General features: G+C 47.1%; 17 protein-coding genes. 7 read left to right on the forward strand and 10 right to left on the reverse strand.

Going from position 1 to position 21,275, the window contains the following annotated elements; all coding sequences use genetic code 11:
* Window positions 1-37 precede the first annotated feature (37 nt).
* The 5 genes from GWC95_RS18190 to GWC95_RS18210 form a co-directional block, all read right to left on the reverse strand.
* Complete coding sequence (locus GWC95_RS18190; RefSeq protein ID WP_161820131.1) at window positions 38-1,492, reverse strand: hybrid sensor histidine kinase/response regulator; 1,455 nt, start codon at window positions 1,490-1,492, stop codon at window positions 38-40.
* Window positions 1,493-1,568: 76 nt separating this feature from the next.
* Window positions 1,569-3,959 (reverse strand): PAS domain S-box protein, encoded by a 2,391-nt coding sequence (locus tag GWC95_RS18195; RefSeq protein WP_161820132.1) that lies wholly within the window; start codon window positions 3,957-3,959, stop codon window positions 1,569-1,571.
* 183 nt (window positions 3,960-4,142) lie between these two features.
* Window positions 4,143-5,927, reverse strand: coding sequence for an AMP-dependent synthetase/ligase (locus GWC95_RS18200; protein WP_161820133.1), 1,785 nt, complete (start codon window positions 5,925-5,927; stop codon window positions 4,143-4,145).
* A gap of 124 nt (window positions 5,928-6,051) precedes the next feature.
* On the reverse strand, window positions 6,052-7,059 hold the full coding sequence (locus GWC95_RS18205; RefSeq protein ID WP_161820134.1) for a tetratricopeptide repeat protein: 1,008 nt from the start codon (window positions 7,057-7,059) through the stop codon (window positions 6,052-6,054).
* Window positions 7,060-7,120: 61 nt separating this feature from the next.
* Window positions 7,121-8,356, reverse strand: coding sequence for a DUF1015 domain-containing protein (locus GWC95_RS18210; RefSeq protein ID WP_161820135.1), 1,236 nt, complete (start codon window positions 8,354-8,356; stop codon window positions 7,121-7,123).
* A 372-nt stretch (window positions 8,357-8,728) separates the two neighbouring features.
* Here GWC95_RS18210 and GWC95_RS18215 point away from each other — a divergent pair, with 372 nt between their 5' ends.
* The 5 genes from GWC95_RS18215 (at window position 8,729) to GWC95_RS18235 (ending at window position 13,212) form a co-directional block, all read left to right on the forward strand.
* A complete protein-coding gene (locus GWC95_RS18215; RefSeq protein ID WP_161820136.1) occupies window positions 8,729-9,469 on the forward strand; it encodes a nucleotidyltransferase family protein in 741 nt (246 codons plus the stop codon).
* A complete protein-coding gene (locus GWC95_RS18220; RefSeq protein ID WP_161820137.1) occupies window positions 9,462-10,325 on the forward strand; it encodes an ATP-grasp domain-containing protein in 864 nt (287 codons plus the stop codon). Before GWC95_RS18215 ends, GWC95_RS18220 begins: the two co-directional genes overlap by 8 nt.
* A 149-nt stretch (window positions 10,326-10,474) precedes the next feature.
* Window positions 10,475-11,407: a CDP-alcohol phosphatidyltransferase family protein gene (locus GWC95_RS18225; protein ID WP_161820138.1), complete on the forward strand. Its 933-nt coding sequence runs from the start codon at window positions 10,475-10,477 to the stop codon at window positions 11,405-11,407.
* Window positions 11,407-12,411 (forward strand): lysylphosphatidylglycerol synthase transmembrane domain-containing protein, encoded by a 1,005-nt coding sequence (locus GWC95_RS18230; protein WP_161820139.1) that lies wholly within the window; start codon window positions 11,407-11,409, stop codon window positions 12,409-12,411. The genes GWC95_RS18225 and GWC95_RS18230 overlap by 1 nt, the downstream gene beginning before the upstream one ends.
* A gap of 60 nt (window positions 12,412-12,471) precedes the next feature.
* Entirely contained in the window at window positions 12,472-13,212 is a 741-nt protein-coding gene (locus GWC95_RS18235; RefSeq protein WP_161820140.1) for an HAD family hydrolase, read from the forward strand.
* Between the two features lie 21 nt (window positions 13,213-13,233).
* Here GWC95_RS18235 and GWC95_RS18240 read toward each other — a convergent pair whose 3' ends face one another.
* From GWC95_RS18240 to GWC95_RS18260, 5 genes are all read right to left on the reverse strand, one after another.
* Entirely contained in the window at window positions 13,234-13,842 is a 609-nt protein-coding gene (locus GWC95_RS18240) for a DUF4833 domain-containing protein (protein ID WP_161820141.1), read from the reverse strand.
* 27 nt (window positions 13,843-13,869) lie between these two features.
* Window positions 13,870-16,416 (reverse strand): DUF5686 and carboxypeptidase-like regulatory domain-containing protein, encoded by a 2,547-nt coding sequence (locus GWC95_RS18245; RefSeq protein WP_161820142.1) that lies wholly within the window; start codon window positions 16,414-16,416, stop codon window positions 13,870-13,872.
* A 46-nt stretch (window positions 16,417-16,462) separates the two neighbouring features.
* Window positions 16,463-17,059 carry a TetR/AcrR family transcriptional regulator gene (locus tag GWC95_RS18250; protein ID WP_161820143.1) on the reverse strand — a complete coding sequence of 199 codons (597 nt, stop codon included), beginning with the start codon at window positions 17,057-17,059 and terminating at the stop codon, window positions 16,463-16,465.
* 72 nt (window positions 17,060-17,131) lie between these two features.
* Window positions 17,132-18,202, reverse strand: coding sequence for a 3-phosphoserine/phosphohydroxythreonine transaminase (serC, locus tag GWC95_RS18255; RefSeq protein WP_161820144.1), 1,071 nt, complete (start codon window positions 18,200-18,202; stop codon window positions 17,132-17,134).
* 204 nt (window positions 18,203-18,406) lie between these two features.
* Window positions 18,407-19,042, reverse strand: coding sequence for a DUF502 domain-containing protein (locus GWC95_RS18260; RefSeq protein ID WP_161820145.1), 636 nt, complete (start codon window positions 19,040-19,042; stop codon window positions 18,407-18,409).
* 255 nt (window positions 19,043-19,297) lie between these two features.
* On the opposite strand from GWC95_RS18260, the gene GWC95_RS18265 reads away from it, so the two are divergent.
* Both GWC95_RS18265 and GWC95_RS18270 read left to right on the forward strand, forming a co-directional pair.
* Window positions 19,298-19,921 (forward strand): TetR/AcrR family transcriptional regulator, encoded by a 624-nt coding sequence (locus GWC95_RS18265; protein ID WP_161820146.1) that lies wholly within the window; start codon window positions 19,298-19,300, stop codon window positions 19,919-19,921.
* Complete coding sequence (locus GWC95_RS18270) at window positions 19,918-21,267, forward strand: TolC family protein (RefSeq protein ID WP_161820147.1); 1,350 nt, start codon at window positions 19,918-19,920, stop codon at window positions 21,265-21,267. The genes GWC95_RS18265 and GWC95_RS18270 overlap by 4 nt, the downstream gene beginning before the upstream one ends.
* Window positions 21,268-21,275 lie beyond the last annotated feature (8 nt).

Consider the following 21,275-nt stretch of genomic DNA (forward strand, 5'->3'; position numbering starts at 1 on the left):
TAAAATGTATCCTGCTTATTTTTTTTCGTCATTCTTTCTACTGTAAAATATCTTTTTCGATCGGGAACCTGATATCGATCTTACATCCTTTGCCGGGTTCAGACTGGATATCCACCGTGCCGTTGTAGAGATCTGACCTGCTGATGATGTTGTACAAACCGATCCCGCGCCGTTGCTGGTTCACATCAAATCCAACACCATCATCGTGAACGTTGAGGTAGATGAACTGTTCATCGCGTTTCAGCTCTATGTTCACGTGCGTGGCTTTGGCGTGTTTGATGATGTTGTTCATCTGCTCCTGCACAATGCGGAACACGCTCAGTTTGAAATCATATTTGATGTCGTCTTCAAAAAACGAATCGGCTGTGAGTTCTATCTGTAATGTGTTAACGGCAGAGATATCATCCAGCAAACCTTCCACCGCTTTACTGAGGCCGAAGTGTTTGATCATCGGCGATACAAGCGTTTGCGACAGTTTCCTGATCTCTTCAATGGCGTTGAGGATAAAGCCGGATGATTGTTTCAGCACCTCTGCATCCTCCGGGTGTTTTTGTTGTGCAGACGCGATGTACATCATTGCAACGGTCAACTGCTGGTTCACATTGTCGTGCAGTTCGGTACTGATCTCGTAGCGCTCCTTTTCCTGCACCTGTATCATCGCTTCCGTGATCTCTTTCTGTTTTAATAATTTTTCTTCAGCAAGCTTTTCTTCCAGTCTTACTTTTTCCGTGATGTTGTTGTGAATGGCCAGTACGGAGGGCCTTCCTTTGTAATCGATCTTGTGGGAAGAAATATCGAGGATCACCGTTTCCCCGCTCCTGGTTACAAACTCTCCTATGCCCGAGGCCTTTGTAGCGCCGCTTTCTTTAAAATCTTTGATGAACTGTTTTCCTTTCGTGTGGGTTGCCGCAGGCCAAAGCGCGGTCACATTCATTCCCAGCAGTTCTTCGCGCGTATAACCATATTCTTTCTGGGCAACATCGTTGGCTTCGAGGATCTCAAGTGTCTCCATGTCCCATATCAGGATGGACAAGGGGTTGTTGAAGAACAGGTTCCTGTAACTCTCATTGCTTTCTATCAGGCTCAAACGGATCCGGTTCCTTTCAATACTGTATTGAATGGATTTGGCGAGCAGCCGTTCATCAAACTCTCCCTTGATCAGGTAATCCTGCGCGCCGCTTGCCATGGTTTCCAATGCAAGTTCTGTATCGGACAAGCCGGTTAGTACGATGATGGGGATAGCCGATGCATGCGCTTCTACCTGGCTGTAAGAGTTGAACCCCGAACTATCGGGCAATGAAAGATCGAGCAGTACAACGTTTACATCGTGTTTCTGCAATGTTTCAATAGCTGCTGCCGCGCTCGATGCCTTAAAAACATTTTCTATCGGGAGCCGTGTGAGGCGGAGTGTTTCTTCCAGCAAAAAAAGATCACCGGGATTGTCTTCAACGATCAGTATCGATAACAAAGGGGTATTTTCGGGTATTGCCATTGTGTTGTGTGCTTCTGGTTATTGGATTTCCTGTTTACCGGTATGGATTTTTAGTGTTTTGAAATGCAAAAGTAACTTATGGAAGCCGGTAATCATCAACTGATTTGCTAATGGTAAAATAAAAGCAACTTCCTTTGCCCGGTTCTGATTCTACCCAGATGCGGCCACCGTGTTTATCTACGATCTTTTTACAGATCGCCAATCCAATGCCCGTTCCGCTGTACTCATTCTTGTGGTGTAGCCGCTGGAACAACACAAAGATCTTTTCAAAGAAGATGGGTTTAATGCCAATGCCATTGTCGCGCACACTGAACGTGAAATGATTTGCTTCCTCCTTTCCTTCCACTTCTACCCGCGGCGATTCGCCGGTATGGTACTTCAATGCGTTGCCGATGAGGTTCTGGAACAATTGGAACATCTGTGTCCTGTTGGCGCGTATCACGGGCAGGTCGCCGATCACGATCGTCGCCTTCATCTCTTCTATCCTCGTGAGAAAAACATTCTCCACTTCTTTCAGCAGCTCATTTGTATCCACTTCTGTAATATCGCCCTTGTTCGATCCCACACGCGAATACTCCAGCAGGTCCATGATCAGTTTTTTCATCCTGTCTGCACCATCCACTGCAAAATGGATGTACTGTTCGGCGGTTTCATCAATATGATCTTCGTATTTTTTCTTGAACAACTGCAGGAAGCTCGTGATCATCCGCAAGGGTTCCTGCATATCGTGCGATGCGATGTAGGCGAAGCGCTCGAGTTCCACATTGGATGCGGCAAGCTCATCTGCACGCTGTTTCAAACGGTTATTCAATTCAAGCAGCAGGGCCTCGCTTTCTTTTCTTTCCGAAATATCGCGCGTGGCGCCGATGAGCCTTACTGCCTTCCCGTTCTTGTCGCGGATGATGTAGCCTTTGTCGAACACATACGCATAAGTACCGTCCTTCTTCCGGAAGCGGTATTCATCTTCCCAATACAATTTTGACGGATCACGAATGGTGTCTGCCTGCTTCTTCAAAAACCTGGGCAGGTCTTCCGGGTGTATCCTGGCGTTCCAGAAATTATCTTCGTTCTCTGCGTCTTCAAACTTGTATCCAAACAAAACCTCGAGCCCGTTGCCGGTACGGTTCACATGATCGGTTTCCACGTTCCAGTCCCAGATGGCATCATTGGTTGCCTTCGCCACCATATCGTAATTCTGGTTGCTCGATTGCACGGCTTCCATCGAGAGCCTGTTTTCAAGGATGATCATCAACAGGTTCTTCGCGCGTTCCAGTGTGTTCTCTTCTTCTTTTGTTGGTGCCTTTATTCTTTTGTAGTAGATGGCAAATGTGCCCATCACCTCGTTGCGCGAGTCGATGAGTGGAAACGACCAGCATGCTTTAACGCCTTCTGCTGCAGCAGCTTCTTTCACCTGGCTCCACAAAGGGTCATTCTCAATATCTACCACGATCACTTTCTCTCTCCTGAAAGCTGAGGTTCCGCAGGAGCCTGCGCCTTCGCCCACCTCGCATCCGTCGATCATCGTCGCAAAGCGATCCGACAACGATGGAGCGGCCCAATTGTATATTTTGTTATTGCGGATGCGCTGAACCGAACAGATCATTCCCTTGTGGATCTCCTGCAACTGGCGCAGGTAAAAATTAAGCGTGTCGCCGATGTCGCTGTCGGGCCGTGCATTCATCTCAAGCACTTCGCGTTCGAGCTGCTCAAGCGTGCGCAGGTTTTTGACTTCGGTAACATCCTTGAAATAAACTGAGATGTTCTTTTCCGATGGGTATGCACTCACATCCGCCCAGATGCGGTATGCGGGGAAGTATTCGCGGAAGCGTACCGACTGGTTTTTCTCAAACAATGTTTTGAAATCGATGTGCTCCTGTAAAACTTTCAGATCGGGAAATTCTTCCCAAACGTCTTTACCGATCAGTTCGGCTTCCTTCCTGCGCATGATGTTTTCGGCGGCCTTGTTCCAGAACAATATTTTCCAGTTCCTGTCTACGATAAAAAAGCCATCGGTAATACTGTCCAGTACGCTCTCGAGCAACATGCGGCTGTCTTCTTCTTTCTGATGGAGCTTCTGTGATTGATCGAGCAGCACTTTCAGTTTCTGTTCCTGGCCAACCTGTTGCGATACATCTTTTGCAATTACGCTGGTGAGCTCTTCGCCTGTTTCGTCTTTGATCACTACAGAAGAGATTTCCAAAGGAAACTTCTCGCCGTTTTTGCGGATGCCGGTAATAACAGCGCGCCCTTTGCCCCTGGCAGAACGTTGCGCGATCATTTCTATAAACTCGGGATCCGTGGTATCAATAAAGGCCGGGCGGCCCAATTGTTTGAATTCTCCCTCTGTGTACCCAAACATCTCTACTGCACTGCGGTTGGCCCTTACTATGGTGCCGTCGTCTTTTAAAATAAACAGCGCATTGAGCGAGTTTTCAAAAAAAGATTCATAGACAAGCGGGTGGATCATGATAAGCTGGTGGATATTTTGTAAACGCCTCCGTTCTGCATAACCCGCAATTCCGGGCAACAAACGCTGTTTCAGGAAAACGATTTGCGCAGGGGTTCTTGGTTATGTAGTTTGCGGCAAACCAATATCGCGAAGATTTGCAACACATCCAAGATTTGTTGCGTTTAAAGGAAGATTTAAGCTTTACGAATAGATCCTTTCAATGGCGTCTTTGTACTTCTCCATCACCACTTTTCGTTTCAAACTGAGTTTGGGTGTCATTTCACCGGTTTCTATCGTCCATTCACGGGGTAACAGTTCAAATTTCTTTACCTGCTCCACGTGGTTAAAGAATTGGTTAAAGCTTTCTACGAGATCCCTGTACAGTTCCAAAACTTTGGGGTGATGTACCACGTCTTCGTTTGTTGTATAGGTCAACCCTTTTTCTTTCATCCAGTCGCGAAGGGTATTAAAAGAAGGAACGATCAATGCGCCCACAAACTTTTTCTCTGCGCCAACGATCATCATCTGTTCAATGAACGGGCTCTCCTTGAATTTGTTTTCGATCGGTTGCGGCGCCACATATTTTCCACCACTGGTTTTGAACAGTTCTTTTTTCCGGTCGGTGATCTTTAAAAATTTCCCTTCGTCCCATACACCAATATCGCCCGTATGCAGCCAGCCATCGATCACGGTTTCCGCAGTAAGATCGGGGCGTTTGTAATACCCTTCCATCACGCACGGGCCCGTTACGCAGATCTCACCGTCTTCTTCCAGCCTTACTTCGATGCCGTTGATGACCGGCCCCACGGTTCCGAATTTGGTGCCGCCTTTTTCCTGGCGGTTTACGCTGATCACCGGGCTGTTTTCTGTAGGGCCGTAACCCTCGTAAACAGGCACTTTGGCTGCATTGAAGATGCGCAGGAGTTTGACCTGGCATGCCGCACCACCGGTAACGATAAAGGAAACATTGCCACCCAGCGCCTCGCGCCATTTGCTGAAAATAAGTTTGTTGGCGATGGCGAGTTTCATGTTGTACAAGGCGCCGCCGCTAATGCGGTTGTCGTATTTTTCTGCGAGATCAACCGCCCAGAAAAATAATTTTCTTTTGATACCCGTTAGCTCATTGCCTTTCATCATGATCCGTTCAAACACTTTCTCGAGCAAACGCGGAACGGTTGTGAACCCGTTCGGTTTTACTTCGCGCAGGTTATCGCCAATCGTTTCGAGGCTTTCGGCGTAATAGATGCTGATTCCGCTGTAGAGATAAATATAGGTACAGGTCTTTTCGAAAATATGATTCAAAGGAAGAAAACTCAACACTTTGCTTTCGGGCGCATCGTTGAAAGGGAAACTCTCTTTGGAAAAAATTACATTGGTGTAGATATTCTTGTGGCTCAACATTACACCCTTTGGCGTACCCGTGGTTCCCGACGTGTAAATAATCGTTGCCAGGTGTGAAGCAGGAATGGTTGGCTTGATGGCTTCCACCTGCTGCAGCAAAGCATCATCGGCCATAGCAGTGATCTCGCTCCAGTGCGCTGCCCCTTCGATCCTGTCGAATGTATATACCGTTTTGATCGAAGGAACCTTTGCAACAATGCCTTTTACTTTCTGCAGCAACTCGCTGTTGGCCACAAAAATGTATTTCACGGCTGCATCGTTCAGGATGAACTCGAGTTCCAGGGGATTGGTAGTGGGATAAACCGGAACCAGTATCGCACCGATCTGTTGTGTGGCCAGATCGGTAAACACCCATTCGGGCCTGTTGTTGCTGATGATGGCGATCTTATCGCTTCCTTCGGCGCTCATATCGTTCCCGCTCACCCCGAGTTTGAGGAGGCCGGCACTGAAACGGTTCACCGTATCCGCAACCTGCTGTGTAGAATACGCGTTCCACTGCCCGTTCTCCTTCGCCGCAAGCATATCCTTTTTAGGAAAATGTTTTAATTGGTGATCCAGGCAGTCGAAAAGTCTTTTGATGGTCATTTGCAATCGTTTGTACGGGGGTTAAGACTTTCAAATTAGGGAAAAAAGACACAGTACACAACAACACAAGGCACAAGTTTTTTATTCCTGTGCCTTGTGTTGTTGCGTACTGCCTTCCTGTGCGCTATTTTGAGAAGTAATACTCGCCTGCGGGCAACTTGAACACGCGGCTTTGCTGGAACGCGGTAAAATCTGCCGCTTCTTTTTCGTGCTGTTTCTGCCAGAGCTGGTACATGTCTGCGCCCGAGCTGAAGAGCCAGTAGTTATAGGCGCCGAACGTATTTTGTTTGATGAGGTATTGCTGGTGGTTGAACAGGTGGAACGGGTAGGTTTTTGCATCGTTCTTCATCCATTCTTCAATAAATTTTGTGCGTACCGCGATGAGATCGTCGATGCTGCCTGTTCCTTTTGAACCCTGCATTGTTTTAGAAAGCTGGTCCAGAACGGCTCTTTCAAATGCCGAAGTAGCTTTTGCATTTTTCAGCTGCTGCAGGGTTGATGGTGTGAGCATGTTCCTCCACGCGGTGAGCAGCTGGTTTTTTACATCCTGTGTACGTGCGGTGTAGCTTTCCAGGTTGAGGAAGAGTTCGCCATACAATACGGCGCGGATCCAGTTGTTGTTCCTTGCGTGGTACAGTGCGGCATTGTAATAGTTTCCGCTGTAGGTAGGGTCGTTCTCAATTCCTTTTTCCCATTGGGTGATGGCCTCGTCCAGTTCATTCTCCAGCGCAAACAGCTCGCCATATTCATTATACAACACACCGCTGTTTGGAAATTTGCGGAGGCCGGTGCGGTACAGTTTTCCGCATTCCTTGTAAGCTGCGGTGGCTTTGTAGGTGAGCCCCAGCAACTGGAACGCCTGTGCATCGGCATTGGGATGTTCCACCAATTCCTTCCCGGCTTCCATTGCTTTTGCGAAATCCCTTTTCAGGTAGCTTACGTAAGAAAGATCGCGCATGAGTTCCAGGTTGGTTGGGTCCTGTTTGCGCGCGCGTTCAAGCATCACCGTGGCGTTGTCAAAATCACCTTTCTGCAAAAGCGTCCGGGCCGTTTGCTGCATCTCCGAAACGCTTTGCTGCTGGGCATTTGCAGTAAGCGCTGCCAATAAAAACAGGGTAAGGATGTATTTCATGAGGTTTTTTTTGTGGTGAGTGAACCTGGTTGTGTAAACACAGCAATCTGCATGCCGCCGGTTATTCGTAGATCAGGTGCGTCAACAATCCGTCCCTCAGTTTGGGTTCAAACCATGTGCTCTTGGGTGGCATTACGTTTCCGCTGTCGGCGATGTCGAAAAGCTGGTTTATGGTTACAGGATAAAGGCTGAATGCCGCCGCCATTTCCCCGCTGTCTACTCTTTTCTCAAGTTCTCCCAACCCGCGGATGCCGCCCACAAAATCGATGCGTTTATCGGTACGCTGGTCCTTGATGCCGAGAACCGGGTCCAGCACATTGTTCTGTAAAATCGTAACATCCAATACCCCGATCGGGTCGGTTGTATAACTTCCTTTTTTTGATGTGAGCCTGTACCAGTTCTTATCAATATAGAGGCCGAATACATGCAGTTCCTCCGGGCGAACGGCACCCGTGGCAACCGCTTCCACTTTGAAATGTTTGCCCAGCTCTTTGATGAAATTTTTCGGCGTCAGTCCATTCAGATCCTTCACCACGCGGTTGTAATCCATAATGTAAAGCTGGTTCGAGGGGAACAGCGTGGTTAAAAAATAATCCGCGCCCTCTTTCGCTTCCGCACCCAAAGCCTTGCGCACTTTTGCAGCCGATGCCGCGCGGTGGTGTCCATCGGCGATATAAGTTGCCGGGATTTCTTTTTCAAACAGAGTTGAGATCTTTTCGATCGTTTCATCGTTGTTCACGATCCAGATCGTATGTTGTATGCCATCGTCTGCTACAAAATCGTATACCGGCGATTTGGTCTCTTTCCAGTCACCGATCAATGCATCAACCGATGCATGGTTTCTATAGGCCAGGAAAACATTCCCTGTTTGCGCACCCGAGGTTTTGATGTGGTTGATCCTGTCCTGCTCTTTCTCCGGCCTGGTAAATTCGTGTTTTTTAATGATGTCGTTCTCATAATCGTCCACACTGCTCACGCAAACCAGTCCTGTTTGTGCACGGCCGTTCATGACCAGTTGATAGATATAATAACACGCCTTGTTCTCACGGAACAAAATATCGCGCTGTATAAAAGCGGCCAGGTTTTCTTTGGCCTGCTCGTAAACGGCAGCGTCGTGAACATCTACTGTATCCGGAAGATCGATTTCGCTTTTGGTGATGTGGAGAAAAGAACTGTGGTTGCCGCGCGCTTCCAGTTTTGCTTCTGCCGAACTTAATACATCGTACGGGCGGCTCGCTACCTGCTTTGCCAACTGGGGTTGCGGGCGCAGCGCCTTGAACGGTTTTATGATTGCCATGAAACAAATATCTGCAATTAATTATAAATGCATGGTGAGAAGGGAATTTTAAGATATTAATAAGAGTGATGTTATTGAAAAAACCGGAGAGACATTGTTACAACAATCCTTGTCTATCCCGGAACAATCGGTGCTTTTTACAAACTGCATTCCGCAACCGGGTCAGATTTTTTAGTTGCGCGTAAGAACATCCACAGCAAATGGATCATATTCAATAATTTATCATATTTGTTGACATTAAATACAATATTTCGCCCGCTCATTCGTATCCCTATTAAGGGAAGCTTAAAATCGGCCCGTAGCCTCACCTGTTTTACCGTTATCTTTGCCGATTGTTATTTTAATATGATGATTTTTTAAGTTGATTTGACTATGATGTATGCGATCATCGCGGCCGGTGAAGGTTCGCGGTTGTTACAGGAGGGGTTCAAAGGCCTTAAGCCGATGGTTCGTGTGAACGGGGAGATGCTCATCGACCGGCTCATCCGGATCTTTCTTGATAACAATGCCAGCTCCATCATCATACTCATCAACGAACAGTCGCAGGAACTGGAGGCCCATCTGAACAACCTGGCCCTGGAAATTCCCCTCAACGTATTCGTAAAAACAACACCGAGCTCTTTTCACAGCTTTTACGAACTGATGAAACAGGGCGGCGCCGGGGCAGAAGAGGTTTGCCTCACCACCACCGATTCGGTTTTTGATGAAAAAACGTTCAGCGAATACATAAAAGATTTTCGCAACAACCACAACAACGATGGCCTTCTTGCTGTTACTTCTTATGTAGACGACGAAAAGCCTTTGTATGTAAATGCGGATCCTGAAAATCTCATCACATCCATAGCAGACGAACCTGTTTCAAAAGCGCCTACCGTATCGGGCGGCATCTATTGCCTTCGCAAAAAAGCATTGGCGCTTGTTCCGGTAGCCATGGAGAAAGGGATAGAAAGAATGCGAAACTTTCAGAAACTCATGATCACGGAAGGATTGCGGCTGGAAGCTTTCGCGTTCGGGAAAATAATAGACATAGATCACGTTACAGACATCACAAAAGCCGAGGCCTTTTTAAAAGAAGCGGCATTACAAAACCACTCATACAGCATTAATGGATAAATTGAAAGTTCTTGGCGTGAAAAGAGGAAGCAGGTTTTCTCCAAACCATGTTGTAAACGACGATTCGATCTTCAGCCTCGTGACCGCGGCACTCAGGGAAAAAAATTGCGAAGTAACCCTTTGCCGCGAGGATGAGTTCCTTGCGCTGGAAAATATTGAACAGCCCTTCATCTTCACCATGGCGCGCGAAAAACAAGTGGTTGCCAAGCTGAAAAAACTGGAGGCGGAGGGAAAACGCATCATCAACTCCGGCCATGGCATTGAAAATTGTTTCAGGCACAACATGACCACCACACTGGTGGGCAACAACATCCCTTACCCCAAAAGCTATATTGTATCTACCTCCGAGCCCGGCAATGCTGTGTTTGAAAAACTTACCGGCAAGGGATTCTGGATCAAACGCGGCGATTTTCACGCGATACACAAAGAAGACGTCACCTTTGTTGAATCGATACAGCAAGGCAACAACATCCTCAACGAGTTTGCGCTGCGCGATATACCCGATGCCGTGGTTTCCGAACATCTCTTTGGCGACCTGGTGAAATTTTACGGTGTGAGCGGAACCGATTTCTTTTTTTCCTTTTATCCCTACGATCACAACCACCTGAAATATTCTGAACACGAATCGGTAAACGGGCAAACCGCACACTACCCTTTCGATAAAAATAAATTGCAGGAAACCGCTTTCCGCTCGGCCGAAGTACTCAACATTCATGTGTTTGGCGGCGATGCGATCGTTGACAAGAACGGCAATTTTCACATCATCGATATGAACGACTGGCCAAGTTTTGCGCCCTGCCGTGAAGAGGCGGTGCCACAGATTGCCGCGTGCATATACAATTATTTCAACGCTTAGGTGCGGCGGCCAAGGGATGTTGACTGGTTCCGGCGCACCTAAACCATAAAGGTTTCCTACCGTGGGCCCGCGCTGAATGTCCACATTCAGTTTGATAAAAAAGCCAACAGCCAAAAGCTAAACCCTATCTTTGCACAGACAAATAAACCATGGCCCAGGACCCTATACCCCTACAAAAAGTAACATTTGAAAGCACGCTCAAATCAAGTGATACCGAGGAAAAACTGGACATACTTTTTTACCGCCCCATCGGCTACCGGATAGCCCTCTTTTGTGCGGCTGTCAAGATCACACCCAATACCGTTACCATCATCAGCATTTTTTTTGGCGTTGCTGCGGGTATTCTTTTTTACTATCCTGAATTGTGGATCAATGTGATTGGCATGCTGCTGCTTGTTTTTGCAAACAGCCTCGACAGCGCCGACGGGCAGCTCGCGCGCATGACCAATAACAAAAGCCGCATCGGGAGAATACTGGATGGGTTGGCGGGCGATTTCTGGTTCTTCTCCATCCACGTGGCCATCTGCCTTCGCTCTCAAAACGAAGGCTGGAGCGCATGGATCTGGGTATGGGGTGTGATAGCCGGCGCATCGCATGTGCTGCAATCCGCGCTGGGCGATTACTACCGCAACGTTCACCTCTTCTTTATCAAGGGAACGGATGGCAGTGAGCTCGACAACAGCGCGCACCTTCAAAAAGAATACGACCAACTAAGCTGGTCTAAAAACTTTGTGAAAAAGTTTATGTCGCGCAGCTACCTCAACTATACCAAACTGCAGGAAAACCTTTCTCCCAATCTTCAAAAACTGCTGCGCGCCGTTCACCGGAAATTCCCGAACGGTAAAATGCCGGATGCGCTGGTGGCCGATTTCAGGCAGCAGAACAAACCGCTGATGCGTTTTACCAACATCATCCAGTTCAACACAAGGGTGATCTTTTTGTTTGTGTGGCTGTTCATGAACCAATCGTGGTTGTACTTTATGTTCGATATGTTTGTGCTCAATGCGTTCCTCATCTACATGAACCGACGCCAGGAATCGATCAGTAAAACCTTCTACAAACGCATTTCAACAGAAGCGTAATGAACAGTAAACTGTACAAAGCGGTATTCCTTCTCATCGGTATTGCAACACTTGGCTACATGATTCATGTGATCGGGTACGATGTAATCTGGCACAACATCCTGAAAACAGGCTGGTGGTTCATCCCCATCACGGGCATCTGGCTTATTGTATATATTTTCAATGCACTCGCATTCAGGATCATCATCCATGAACCGGGGTTGAAAGAAAGCAACATCCCTTTTCTTACCGTACTGCGCATCACCATCAGCGGCTACGCCATCAATTACATCACACCCTTTGTTGCGCTCGGCGGAGAACCCTACCGCATTATGGAACTGAAAAAGTTTGTAGGCACAAACAAAGCCACCTCTTCCGTATTACTGTATGGGTTGATGCACATGTTCTCGCACCTGATCTTCTGGCTGCTGTCTATCATACTCATCATTTTTATCGTTCCGCTCGACAACATGCTGCTCTTCGGTTGCGGCATCGCGTTTCTGATCGGTATCCTGGTAATGCTGTGGTTTTTGAAAGTTTACAAGAACGGGTTTACCATCAGCACCTTCAGGCTGCTGCAGCGCATCCCTTATGTGCGCAGGTGGGCAAAGCCGTTTGCAGAAGCAAAGGCCGCATCGCTGGCAGAGATCGATGAGCAGATCCGCATATTGTACACCGAAAGGAAAACAGCATTTTACAATTCTTTAATACTCGAAATACTGTCACGCATAGTAACTTGTCTTGAAATATATTTTGCTGCGCTGGCGATCGGGCTGAACATGTCGTTCATGGATTCACTCATCATCAGCTCTGCTTCATCACTCTTTGCAAACCTCATCTTTTTCCTGCCCATGCAACTGGGAACAAGGGAAGGTGGATTGGTGCTCGCGCTGAAAAGCATGCGCTTCCCTGGCGATTCGGGAATATTCATCGGCCTGATCACCCGCGTCAGGGAGCTGGTCTGGATTGCAATCGGGTTGATGTTGATCAAAACGTTTAGGCGTAGTAACCCCGGCGGTGAATAGTCATTAATTTTTTTTGACACATTGCCAGTTGTTCACGATACACTCATTCACAAAACAACTATGATCAAAGGCATACTCATAGATTACGGCGGCACCATCGATACAAACGGGCTTCATTGGGCAAATGTGTTGAAGGACAGCTACGCGCAATACGAACCAACGGTGGGCGACCAGCTGTTTGCAGATGCATACGTGTTTGGCGAACGAAGCCTTGCCATCAACCCGCTCGTAAAACCATCGCACAATTTTTTTGATATACTTCGTCTGAAAGTAGCGCAGCAATTTAATTTTCTCAAAGAAAAAGGATGTATGCTGCGCGATGAGAACATTGAGAACATCGCCGCACAATGCAACGGTTTTGCAGAAGCAACCATCGCAAAAGCGACTCCTATCCTGGAACAGCTGGCGGACGCATTTCCCCTGGTAATGGTTTCCAATTTTTACGGCAACCTGAACACCGTTCTCAAAGATTTCAACATTGCGCATCTTTTCCGGCACGTGGTGGAGTCGGCCGTAGTGGGGGTGAGAAAACCGGATCCAAAAATCTACCAACTTGGTGTTGAAGCCTTACAGTTGCCGCCTGGTGAATGTGTGGTGATCGGCGACTCGTTTGGCAAAGACATCGTTCCCGCAAAACAATGTGGCTGTGCCGCCATCTGGCTCAATGCAAAGGGTTGGGAAGAAGACCGCCACACCATCGCCCAGGATGGTTACAAAGCGGATGCAGAGATCAAAGACTTCTTAGAAACACCCGCCGCTATCCGGTCGTTGCAAAAAGCATACAACTTTTGGAAAGTTTAGAACTTTCCAAAAGTTGTATACTTACTGATCTGTTTTTGGTTTAAACCGCTCCATCACTTCTTCTCCTGTTGCTTCGTCTTTTCCCTTCATTTCAATATAGATCACGTTGGGCGACCAGAACGCGCCGCCATCGATCTTGATAAAGATCCGGGTGAGCAATGCCTCTTTTTTATTGATGGTAGCGTAAGCGTGGTACTTCCCGTCTTTTGCCGAACGCTTTACCGTGAGTTGTGCCTTTTTATAGGAAACCACATGCGTGGCAAATACATCGGGCGATTGTTTCTCCGTTTTTATTCCATACGCAAAAACACGTTGAATGTAATTGAGGTCCTTCTTCATCCCCCCTTCGGGATAACGGATCCAGTACACGCGCACGGGGTTGTTTTCGTCGATCTTTCCTTTACTATCCAGGTTGGCCTCGTAAACAACGGTATTGGTATTGGCCGTTCGCTGCAGGTAAAACAACTGGTTCGGCGTTACAGGCACAGGGAAGGTGTCTTGCGGATCTTTTACCACAACGTTTTTTTTCTGCTGTGCAAAAGAGGAAATGCTGGCTGCAAAAATGCTTACTGCTGCAAGCAATACTTTTCCCATTGCATGCAGGTGCAGCGTTAGTTTGGTTGGTTTCATCTGGTATTCAAATATTGCTCAACAAAATTAAAAATCAAACCTGAATCGCACACGCACACCCAAAGGCGTAACATAAGGATGATCCAGGTAATTGAAACGTTTCACAAGGTCTACACGGATCAGTTTGAAAATGTTTGTTACACCCACGCTTCCCTCGAGATAAGGTTTGTCTTCGAGTGAGAACGTAGTGGGTTCGCCGTTCAGCAACGGGTAACGGATCAGCGTTGGGTCGTTGGCCGGTTTGTTTTCTGCACGCACCCCGCCGTAGAGAAGCTTCATCGCAACCACTTCGCGCAGCTTCAGTTTTTTCAGCAGCGGCACGCGGTTAAAGAACAAGCCGTTGAAATGATGGTCGATGTTCAATCCTACAAAATGATCGCTCACAAATTCCTGGAAATTCATCAGGTTGTACGAATTCAACTGGTAGGCATAGGTTTGGTTGGCGCGGTGGATCGTCATCAACGGGTAAGGGAGCTTCCCAAAAATATACCCGCCTTCAACCACTACATCACTATAACCCAGTTGTGATAAATAGGCGCGTTTTTCAAACCGCATGTTTACATTCTGGTAATTGTACTGGCTGTTGAATATGCCTTTCACCCCTGCAATAAAACGCAGCGTAATGATCGGGTATTTGTTGATGATCGGGATCCTGAACACTTTACCCTGGTAAAACTGCTCGTGCGGCGCCCATCTCAACTCGCCCGAAAACTCTGTAGTGATGAGCTTGGTAACATTTACATCCACCCCGTTTTCCCGTTTTGTATAAACGATGGATCCCGCGGGCTCCTGTTTCAGGTTCTTGAAACCAAGGGTATAAGAAAGGTGATTGGGCAACTCATGCACATAATCTAATTTGAAGTTGCTGTTGTAAACCCATTTGTCGTTCTGCCCTCTTTTGAAAGAAAGCAGGAAATTATCTTCCGTTACAAACTGCAGCTCCTGCCCCGGGATCTTTGTATCGTGCTGGTAACTTACCTTGATGTAATTCAAAGGGAACGCATAGATCGATTTGTTGTTGAGCGAATAGGTGGAGCTTAAAAAATACTTCCACCGCTCATCTTTAAAACCATACGCACCATAGGTTTCAAAATAAATGCGCTTGCTGAATTTTGTTGTTGTTCTTCCACCCAAACGGAGCTTAAACCCTTCTACCGGGTTAAAGCTGTAGAATGCCGCTGCGGGCCCTATCTCAAACGGGCCAACGGAAGTGTAACCGGCCAAAAGAAAAGTGGCGATGGCCATTGTTCTTCTGAACGAAGGCATTTTCTCCAGGCTATCAATGTTGCTGTAAACCTTCGCTTCTGTTTTGGTAAGCGTATCGTGCCTGTTGCTTAACCAGAAAGTATCAGCGAGCTGGTCCGATTTGTCGAGCTTCACGGTCGCGTCGCCATTGTATACCGAATCCGGCAACATTTTGTTGATCTGGAAATTCCTGAAGGAAACGGTACGCTCGCCAAAAAATCCACTCGCCGCATTTCTTGTAACAGCGGCTTCTGCGGCCACATTGCTTTTGCTGAGGTGGTAACGGTTGTCTTCGCTTTTTTCGAAATCAAGATTGATGTGCAGCTCGCGCACAAAATTCAGGTTGGCATTCTTGCTGGTCGACATCACCATTTTTGTTACCGAATAATTCCCGTCGAGCGTGATCCACATGTTTCCCCTGAACAGAAGGTCATTTGTATTACGTGGTGTAAAATACAGTTTGATCAGTTTCTGACCATTCGGCTCCGTGATCGTATCCCGGATATAGAACATGTAAAAAGTAGGCGCCAGGTCAGCGATCGGGCTCAAAAACTGGTAGGTGAACAAGGGGATATCGTTGTCGTAAATATCAATATCCATGATCAGCCTGTTCAGGTAACTGCTCACACCCTGGTTGTCTATGTACTCGCCATAGTTCACCCGCTTCTCACCGGTGATGATGGTTTTTGTTTTCTCCGGTTTTCTCCGGTAATATTTTTTCGACAGGGTTTCCTCGAGGTAAACAGGCAACAAAGATTTGCCCTCTACTTTTGTTGTATCCCGGTTCTCGAAAATGAACTGGTAATTTTTCAGGAGTTTGTTCTTCGTTAGTTTTTCCGTTACGTTGCTGATGGACACTTCCAGTTTTTCATACTGGTCGTACTGCACGTAATCGTAATGTTCCATCCGGTTGATCGGTTTGTTCTCGATCACTCTCCTGATCAACTCTACTGCCGGATTGCCTTTGTTACGGTACGGCGCCCGCTTGTTCGAGCTTACCGTTACATTGTTGATCGCCTTCGGATCGGTTTCCAATGCTACATCAAATGTCTGCGTGGTACCGGGCACAATAATCTTGGTGATCGTTCTATAACCTACATACGTAACCTGTATCGTATTGTTTGAACCGGATGAACGCAATGTATATCGTCCCAGGCTATCCGTAACCGTTCCCCGTCCTCCTTTGAAAACAACGCTTACATATTGCAATGGCTGGTTGTTTACCGCATCTGTTACAACGCCCTGCACAACCGTTTGTGCCATGCCGTTAACAATGCCGGCGATCAACAAGAAAACTATAAATCCTACCCGTCTATTTATTCTTTTCATTTATTTTTTGTTTGCTCCCCTCGTGTGGTATAATGTTATTTGAATATTAATTGCTGCTTAACCCTTTGATCAGTATCGAAACAATGGAGTCGAGCCTCGGTTCCAGTTTTACATAACGTGCATCTATCACCATATCTCTTTCCAGCCCGCGGAGCGAACTCACGATCACCGAAGGCAGCAGGTCCATTTCTTTCGCTACCGCTTTGCTGAACTCGCCGTTCTTTACGCCAAAGCGAAGGATGTTCTTTACCAGCTTCACTTCCTGCGCATCGTATTCTGTGTGGATGTGCTTCATGCAACGCAGGCCTTCCTGTATCTCGCCCTTAACGATCTTGTATAAGTTTGCGCGTTTCTGTACGGCCCTGATTTTTGTAAGGGTGTACGCTCTCAGTTTGTCTTCGGCGCTTTCCGCTTTTTCCACTGCCTGTCTTACACGGTCAAACACCTCATCCATTTCCTTGATCACCACCGCGTCAAAAATCTCTTCTTTGCTGGAGAAATAATAATACAACGTACTCTTGCCCTTACCCATCGCCCTGGCGATGTCTTCCATGGTTGTTTTCCTGATGCCGAACTGCTGAAAGAGTTTTTGGGCTTCCTTCAGTATGTCGTCTTTAACTATATCGTCTTTTGTTGGTATCATATTTTTCGACCAAATTCGTATTTTGGTCCAAAATTAGGTCAAAACAGATGCGTGGCCACTGTTTTAACAATTTTAACCGTTTTTGGTTGCAAATTCTTTCATCAGGTCGCAGAAGGCCTGCACGCTGCTGATCGGTAAGGCGTTGTACATGCTAACGCGAACGCCTCCGATGGTGCGGTAGCCTTTTACGCCAACCATTCCTTCTTTTTTACACAGATCCAGGAACGGCGCTTCCAGTTGGGGGTCACTGAGAAAAAATACGGCGTTGGTCTGGCTGCGGTCTTCCTTCGCGATGCGTGATGTAAACACGGGCAAGCTATCGATGGTATTATATAAGAGAGCTGATTTTGCATTGCTGCGTTGCTCCATTTCTTTCAATCCGCCTTCGGCGATGATCCAGCGAAGGGTTAACATGCTCACGTATACGGCAAAAACCGGTGGTGTGTTCATCAACGAGCCCGCTTCAATGTGTTTGCGGTAGTCCATTATGGTTGGGATGCTGCGTTTGATGGTTCCCAGGATGTCTTTCTTTACCACCACCATGTTCACACCCGCTGCGCCCATGTTCTTTTGTGCGCCGGCATAGATAAGTGAGAATTTTTTAAAGTCGGCCGGCCTGCTGAAAATATCGCTGCTCATGTCGCCGATCAGTGGAACGGCAACTTCCGGGTATTGGTGCCATTGTGTTCCTTCCACTGTATTGTTCGTGGTGATGTGTAAATATTTTGCATCGGCAGGAACCGCAAAGTCCTTCTTTATATATGTATGCGACCTGTCTGATGTATCGGCCACTACATTCACGTTACCGAACAACGAAGCTTCCTTCGCTGCTTTCTTACCCCAGATGCCATTGTCGCAATAGGCCGCCGTTTCGTTGTTGTCCAGTAAATTCATCGGCACCTGCATGAACTGCGTGGTGGCGCCGCCGTGGAGGAAGAGCACCTCGTAGGCATCGTCGAGTTCCATTAATTTTTTTACCGAGCCGATGGCTTCCTGCAAAACATCCTGGAACAGCGGGGTGCGGTGGCCGATCTCGAGTACCGACAAACCCGTTCCATTAAAATCGATGATCGCGCGGGAAGCCTCTTCCATTACCGTTTTTGGCAGGATAGACGGGCCCGAATTGAAATTATGGACACTCATAAGATTGATTGAAGGCGCAAAGTAAGAGCATTTTGGTTTACAGATGCGCCGTTGATTTTTTAAACGGCCGAATTCGCTGTTAGCCGTCAAGCTATTGAGCGTTAGCTTTTAGGGTTGACGATTGAGCGGGCGATTTATTTTACCAATAAAATCCATGGCAACTAAACCGGAAAAAAATCGGGATGATTTGCGGGGATGACAGGATTATTCGCTCACGTCTGTTACACCGCCGGATACCGTGTACTTCATGGCTTCGGCGGCGCTGATGTTGTTGAGGGGTTTGATGCGGTCGCGGGGCACAATGTAAGTAATGCCCGAGATGGCGTAGGAATGTGGCACATATACCGTTACGTGTTCGGGCAGGCCGAACTCGTGTGCGTTGGGTTGCGTGATGAACCCGATGCGCCATACATCGGCAGAATCTACATTTACGAGAACGGGTTTGTCGAATTTCTTTTTGTTACCGGCAAAGGCCTCGAGAAAATCCTTTACAGAGGAGTAGATGAACTTGATGCCCGGTGTTCGCTCCAGCAGCGAATCGAGAACGGCTACGAGGCGGACACCCACAAATAAGGACGACATCCATCCTACCAGCAATACAAGCGCGATCACAACAACAAAACCGAGCCCGGGAAAACGGCCCGTTGCGTCTTTCGACAGGTAATCGGGCGCTACGGTATGAACAATGTTGGGAAGAATGCCATCTACAAAATTAAAAAGGCCCAACACAACCCAGATGGTGATCCCAATGGGCGCAAGCACGATCAAACCCTGGAAAAAATACTGGAGCAGTCTTTTCAGGTAGGCGCGTAGGGTCAATTTTGGTTTGAGCGGGTCCATGGTGCAAAGATAGCTTTTAGCCGTTACCTATTGGCAGTTGGCTTGTGTTTGGGCGGTTTATACAGGGTGAAAAGAAATTAATGGCCTGGCAGACAATATGAAAGTAACTCATTCGTCAACGATTGAAAACGTAAAAAGCCAAAAAATCACTCATCCGCCCTAAAAACCATTCAACACAAAAATATTACAAAAAAAACCATGGAAACTTTGGTTACGAATAAAGTTTCCCTAGTTTTGCCGCCGATTATGAAAATTATGGAACCACAGGAACGAATAGTGAGCAAGGCCCATGAGCTGTTTATGCGGTATGGCATACGGAGCGTGAGCATGGATGAGGTGGCCAATCATCTCGGCATGAGTAAAAAAACGATTTACCAGTTTTATGCGGATAAGGATGCATTGGTTGCGGATGTGATCAATATTGAAGTGAACGAAAAACAGGTAGAGTGTAAAATGCACCGCCAACGCAGCGAGAACGCCATTCACGAGATCTTCATGGCTACGGATATGCTGCTTGAACTGCTTACCCACATGAACCCGGCGCTGATCTTTGACCTTGAAAAATACCATCCGGCCGCTTTTAAAAAATACAATGAACACAAAAATTCTTTTTTATATACCCTCATCAGGGAAAACATTGATTGGGGGAAAAGGGAAGGTTTGTACCGCGACGAGGTGATGTCGGATGTAATGGCAAGATTCAGGCTGGCCTCGGTGTTCCTGATCTTTAACCCCGAGAACTTTCCGAATTCGAAGCATTCGACAAGCACATTGGTTTCGGAGATCACAGATAATTTTTTATACGGACTGGCCTCTGTTAAAGGCCAGAAATTGATACAGAAATACAAGCAACAAAGACTAAAAACCACAACCCTATGAAGAAAAAGCAATCAACACGAATAGCATCGCTGTTGTGCATGTTGCTGGTAACGCTTTCGGTTACCGCGCAGCAACGTACAACGCATGAGTTTACTATTCAGCAGGCTGTTGAGTATGCACATGCACACAATGTGCAGGTGAAGAATGCTTTGCTGGCGATAGAGAGCCAGAAGCAGACCAACCGTGAGATCACGGCACAGGCTTTACCGAATATTACGGGAAGCGCGAACTTGACAAAATACATAGACATCCCTACCTCGCTCATCCCGGGTGAAGTGTTTGGCCAGCCGGCGGGAACCTATATCCCCGTTCAGTTTGGTACAAAATACAATTCTACTGCCAGCGTACAGCTGCAGCAGACCTTGTTCGACGGGCAGGTATTTGTGGGTTTGCAGGCCAGGAAAACTTCCATCGACTTTCAAACAAAAAATGCGGAAGTAACGGAAGAGGCCATCAAAACAAACATCTACAAGATCTATTACCAGCTGGTGGTGAGCAAAACGCAGATCGACCTGCTGGATGCAAACATTGCACGCCTTGAAAAACTGGAACACGATGCAACAGAACTGTTCAAGAACGGTTTTGCAGAAAAACTGGACATCGACAAAGTATCCGTTCAGCTCGCCAACCTGCGTACTGAAAAATTGAAGGCGCAGAACAGCATCAGCATCGGCTATCTTGGCCTGAAAACACTGATCGGGATGCCGGTGAAGGATTCATTGGTACTGGTTGATAAAATAGACGAGCAGCAGATCAGGGAAGATTTTTCAAATGATACTGCCTATAATTATGCAGACAGGAAAGAGTTCCAGCTGTTATCGCTCAACAAAAAACTGAATGAGTTCAACATCAAACGTTACCAGTTGAGTTATATCCCAACTTTATCGCTCACAGGTAACTATGCAAAGAATGCACAGCGCAATACGTTTGATTTCTTTGCGAAAGGCGGGCAATGGTTCACCACATCGTTCATTGGTTTGAATTTATCGGTGCCCATCTTTGATGGTTTTGCGAGAAATGCACGCATCAAACGCTCGAGGATTGAGTTGAAGCAGACGGAGAACCAGATCGATAACCTGAAACTTTCTATCGACAACGATGTGGAAGCGGCGAAGATCAGCTTCAAATCTGCAATGGCAACCATGGATTTCCAGAAGAAAAACATGCAGCTCGCCGAAACCGTATACAACCAGACCAAGAAGAAATTTGAAGCGGGTACGGGATCGAACACAGAGATCACCGCGGCGCAGACAGACCTGGTAACGGCGCAGACCAATTACATCAATTCGTTGTACAGCGCCATTATCGCGAAAGTGGATTATTTAAAGGCCACCGGAAAATTATAATCACCAAA

It is taken from the genome of Sediminibacterium roseum (assembly GCF_009939005.1).
Taxonomy (GTDB): domain Bacteria; phylum Bacteroidota; class Bacteroidia; order Chitinophagales; family Chitinophagaceae; genus Sediminibacterium; species Sediminibacterium roseum.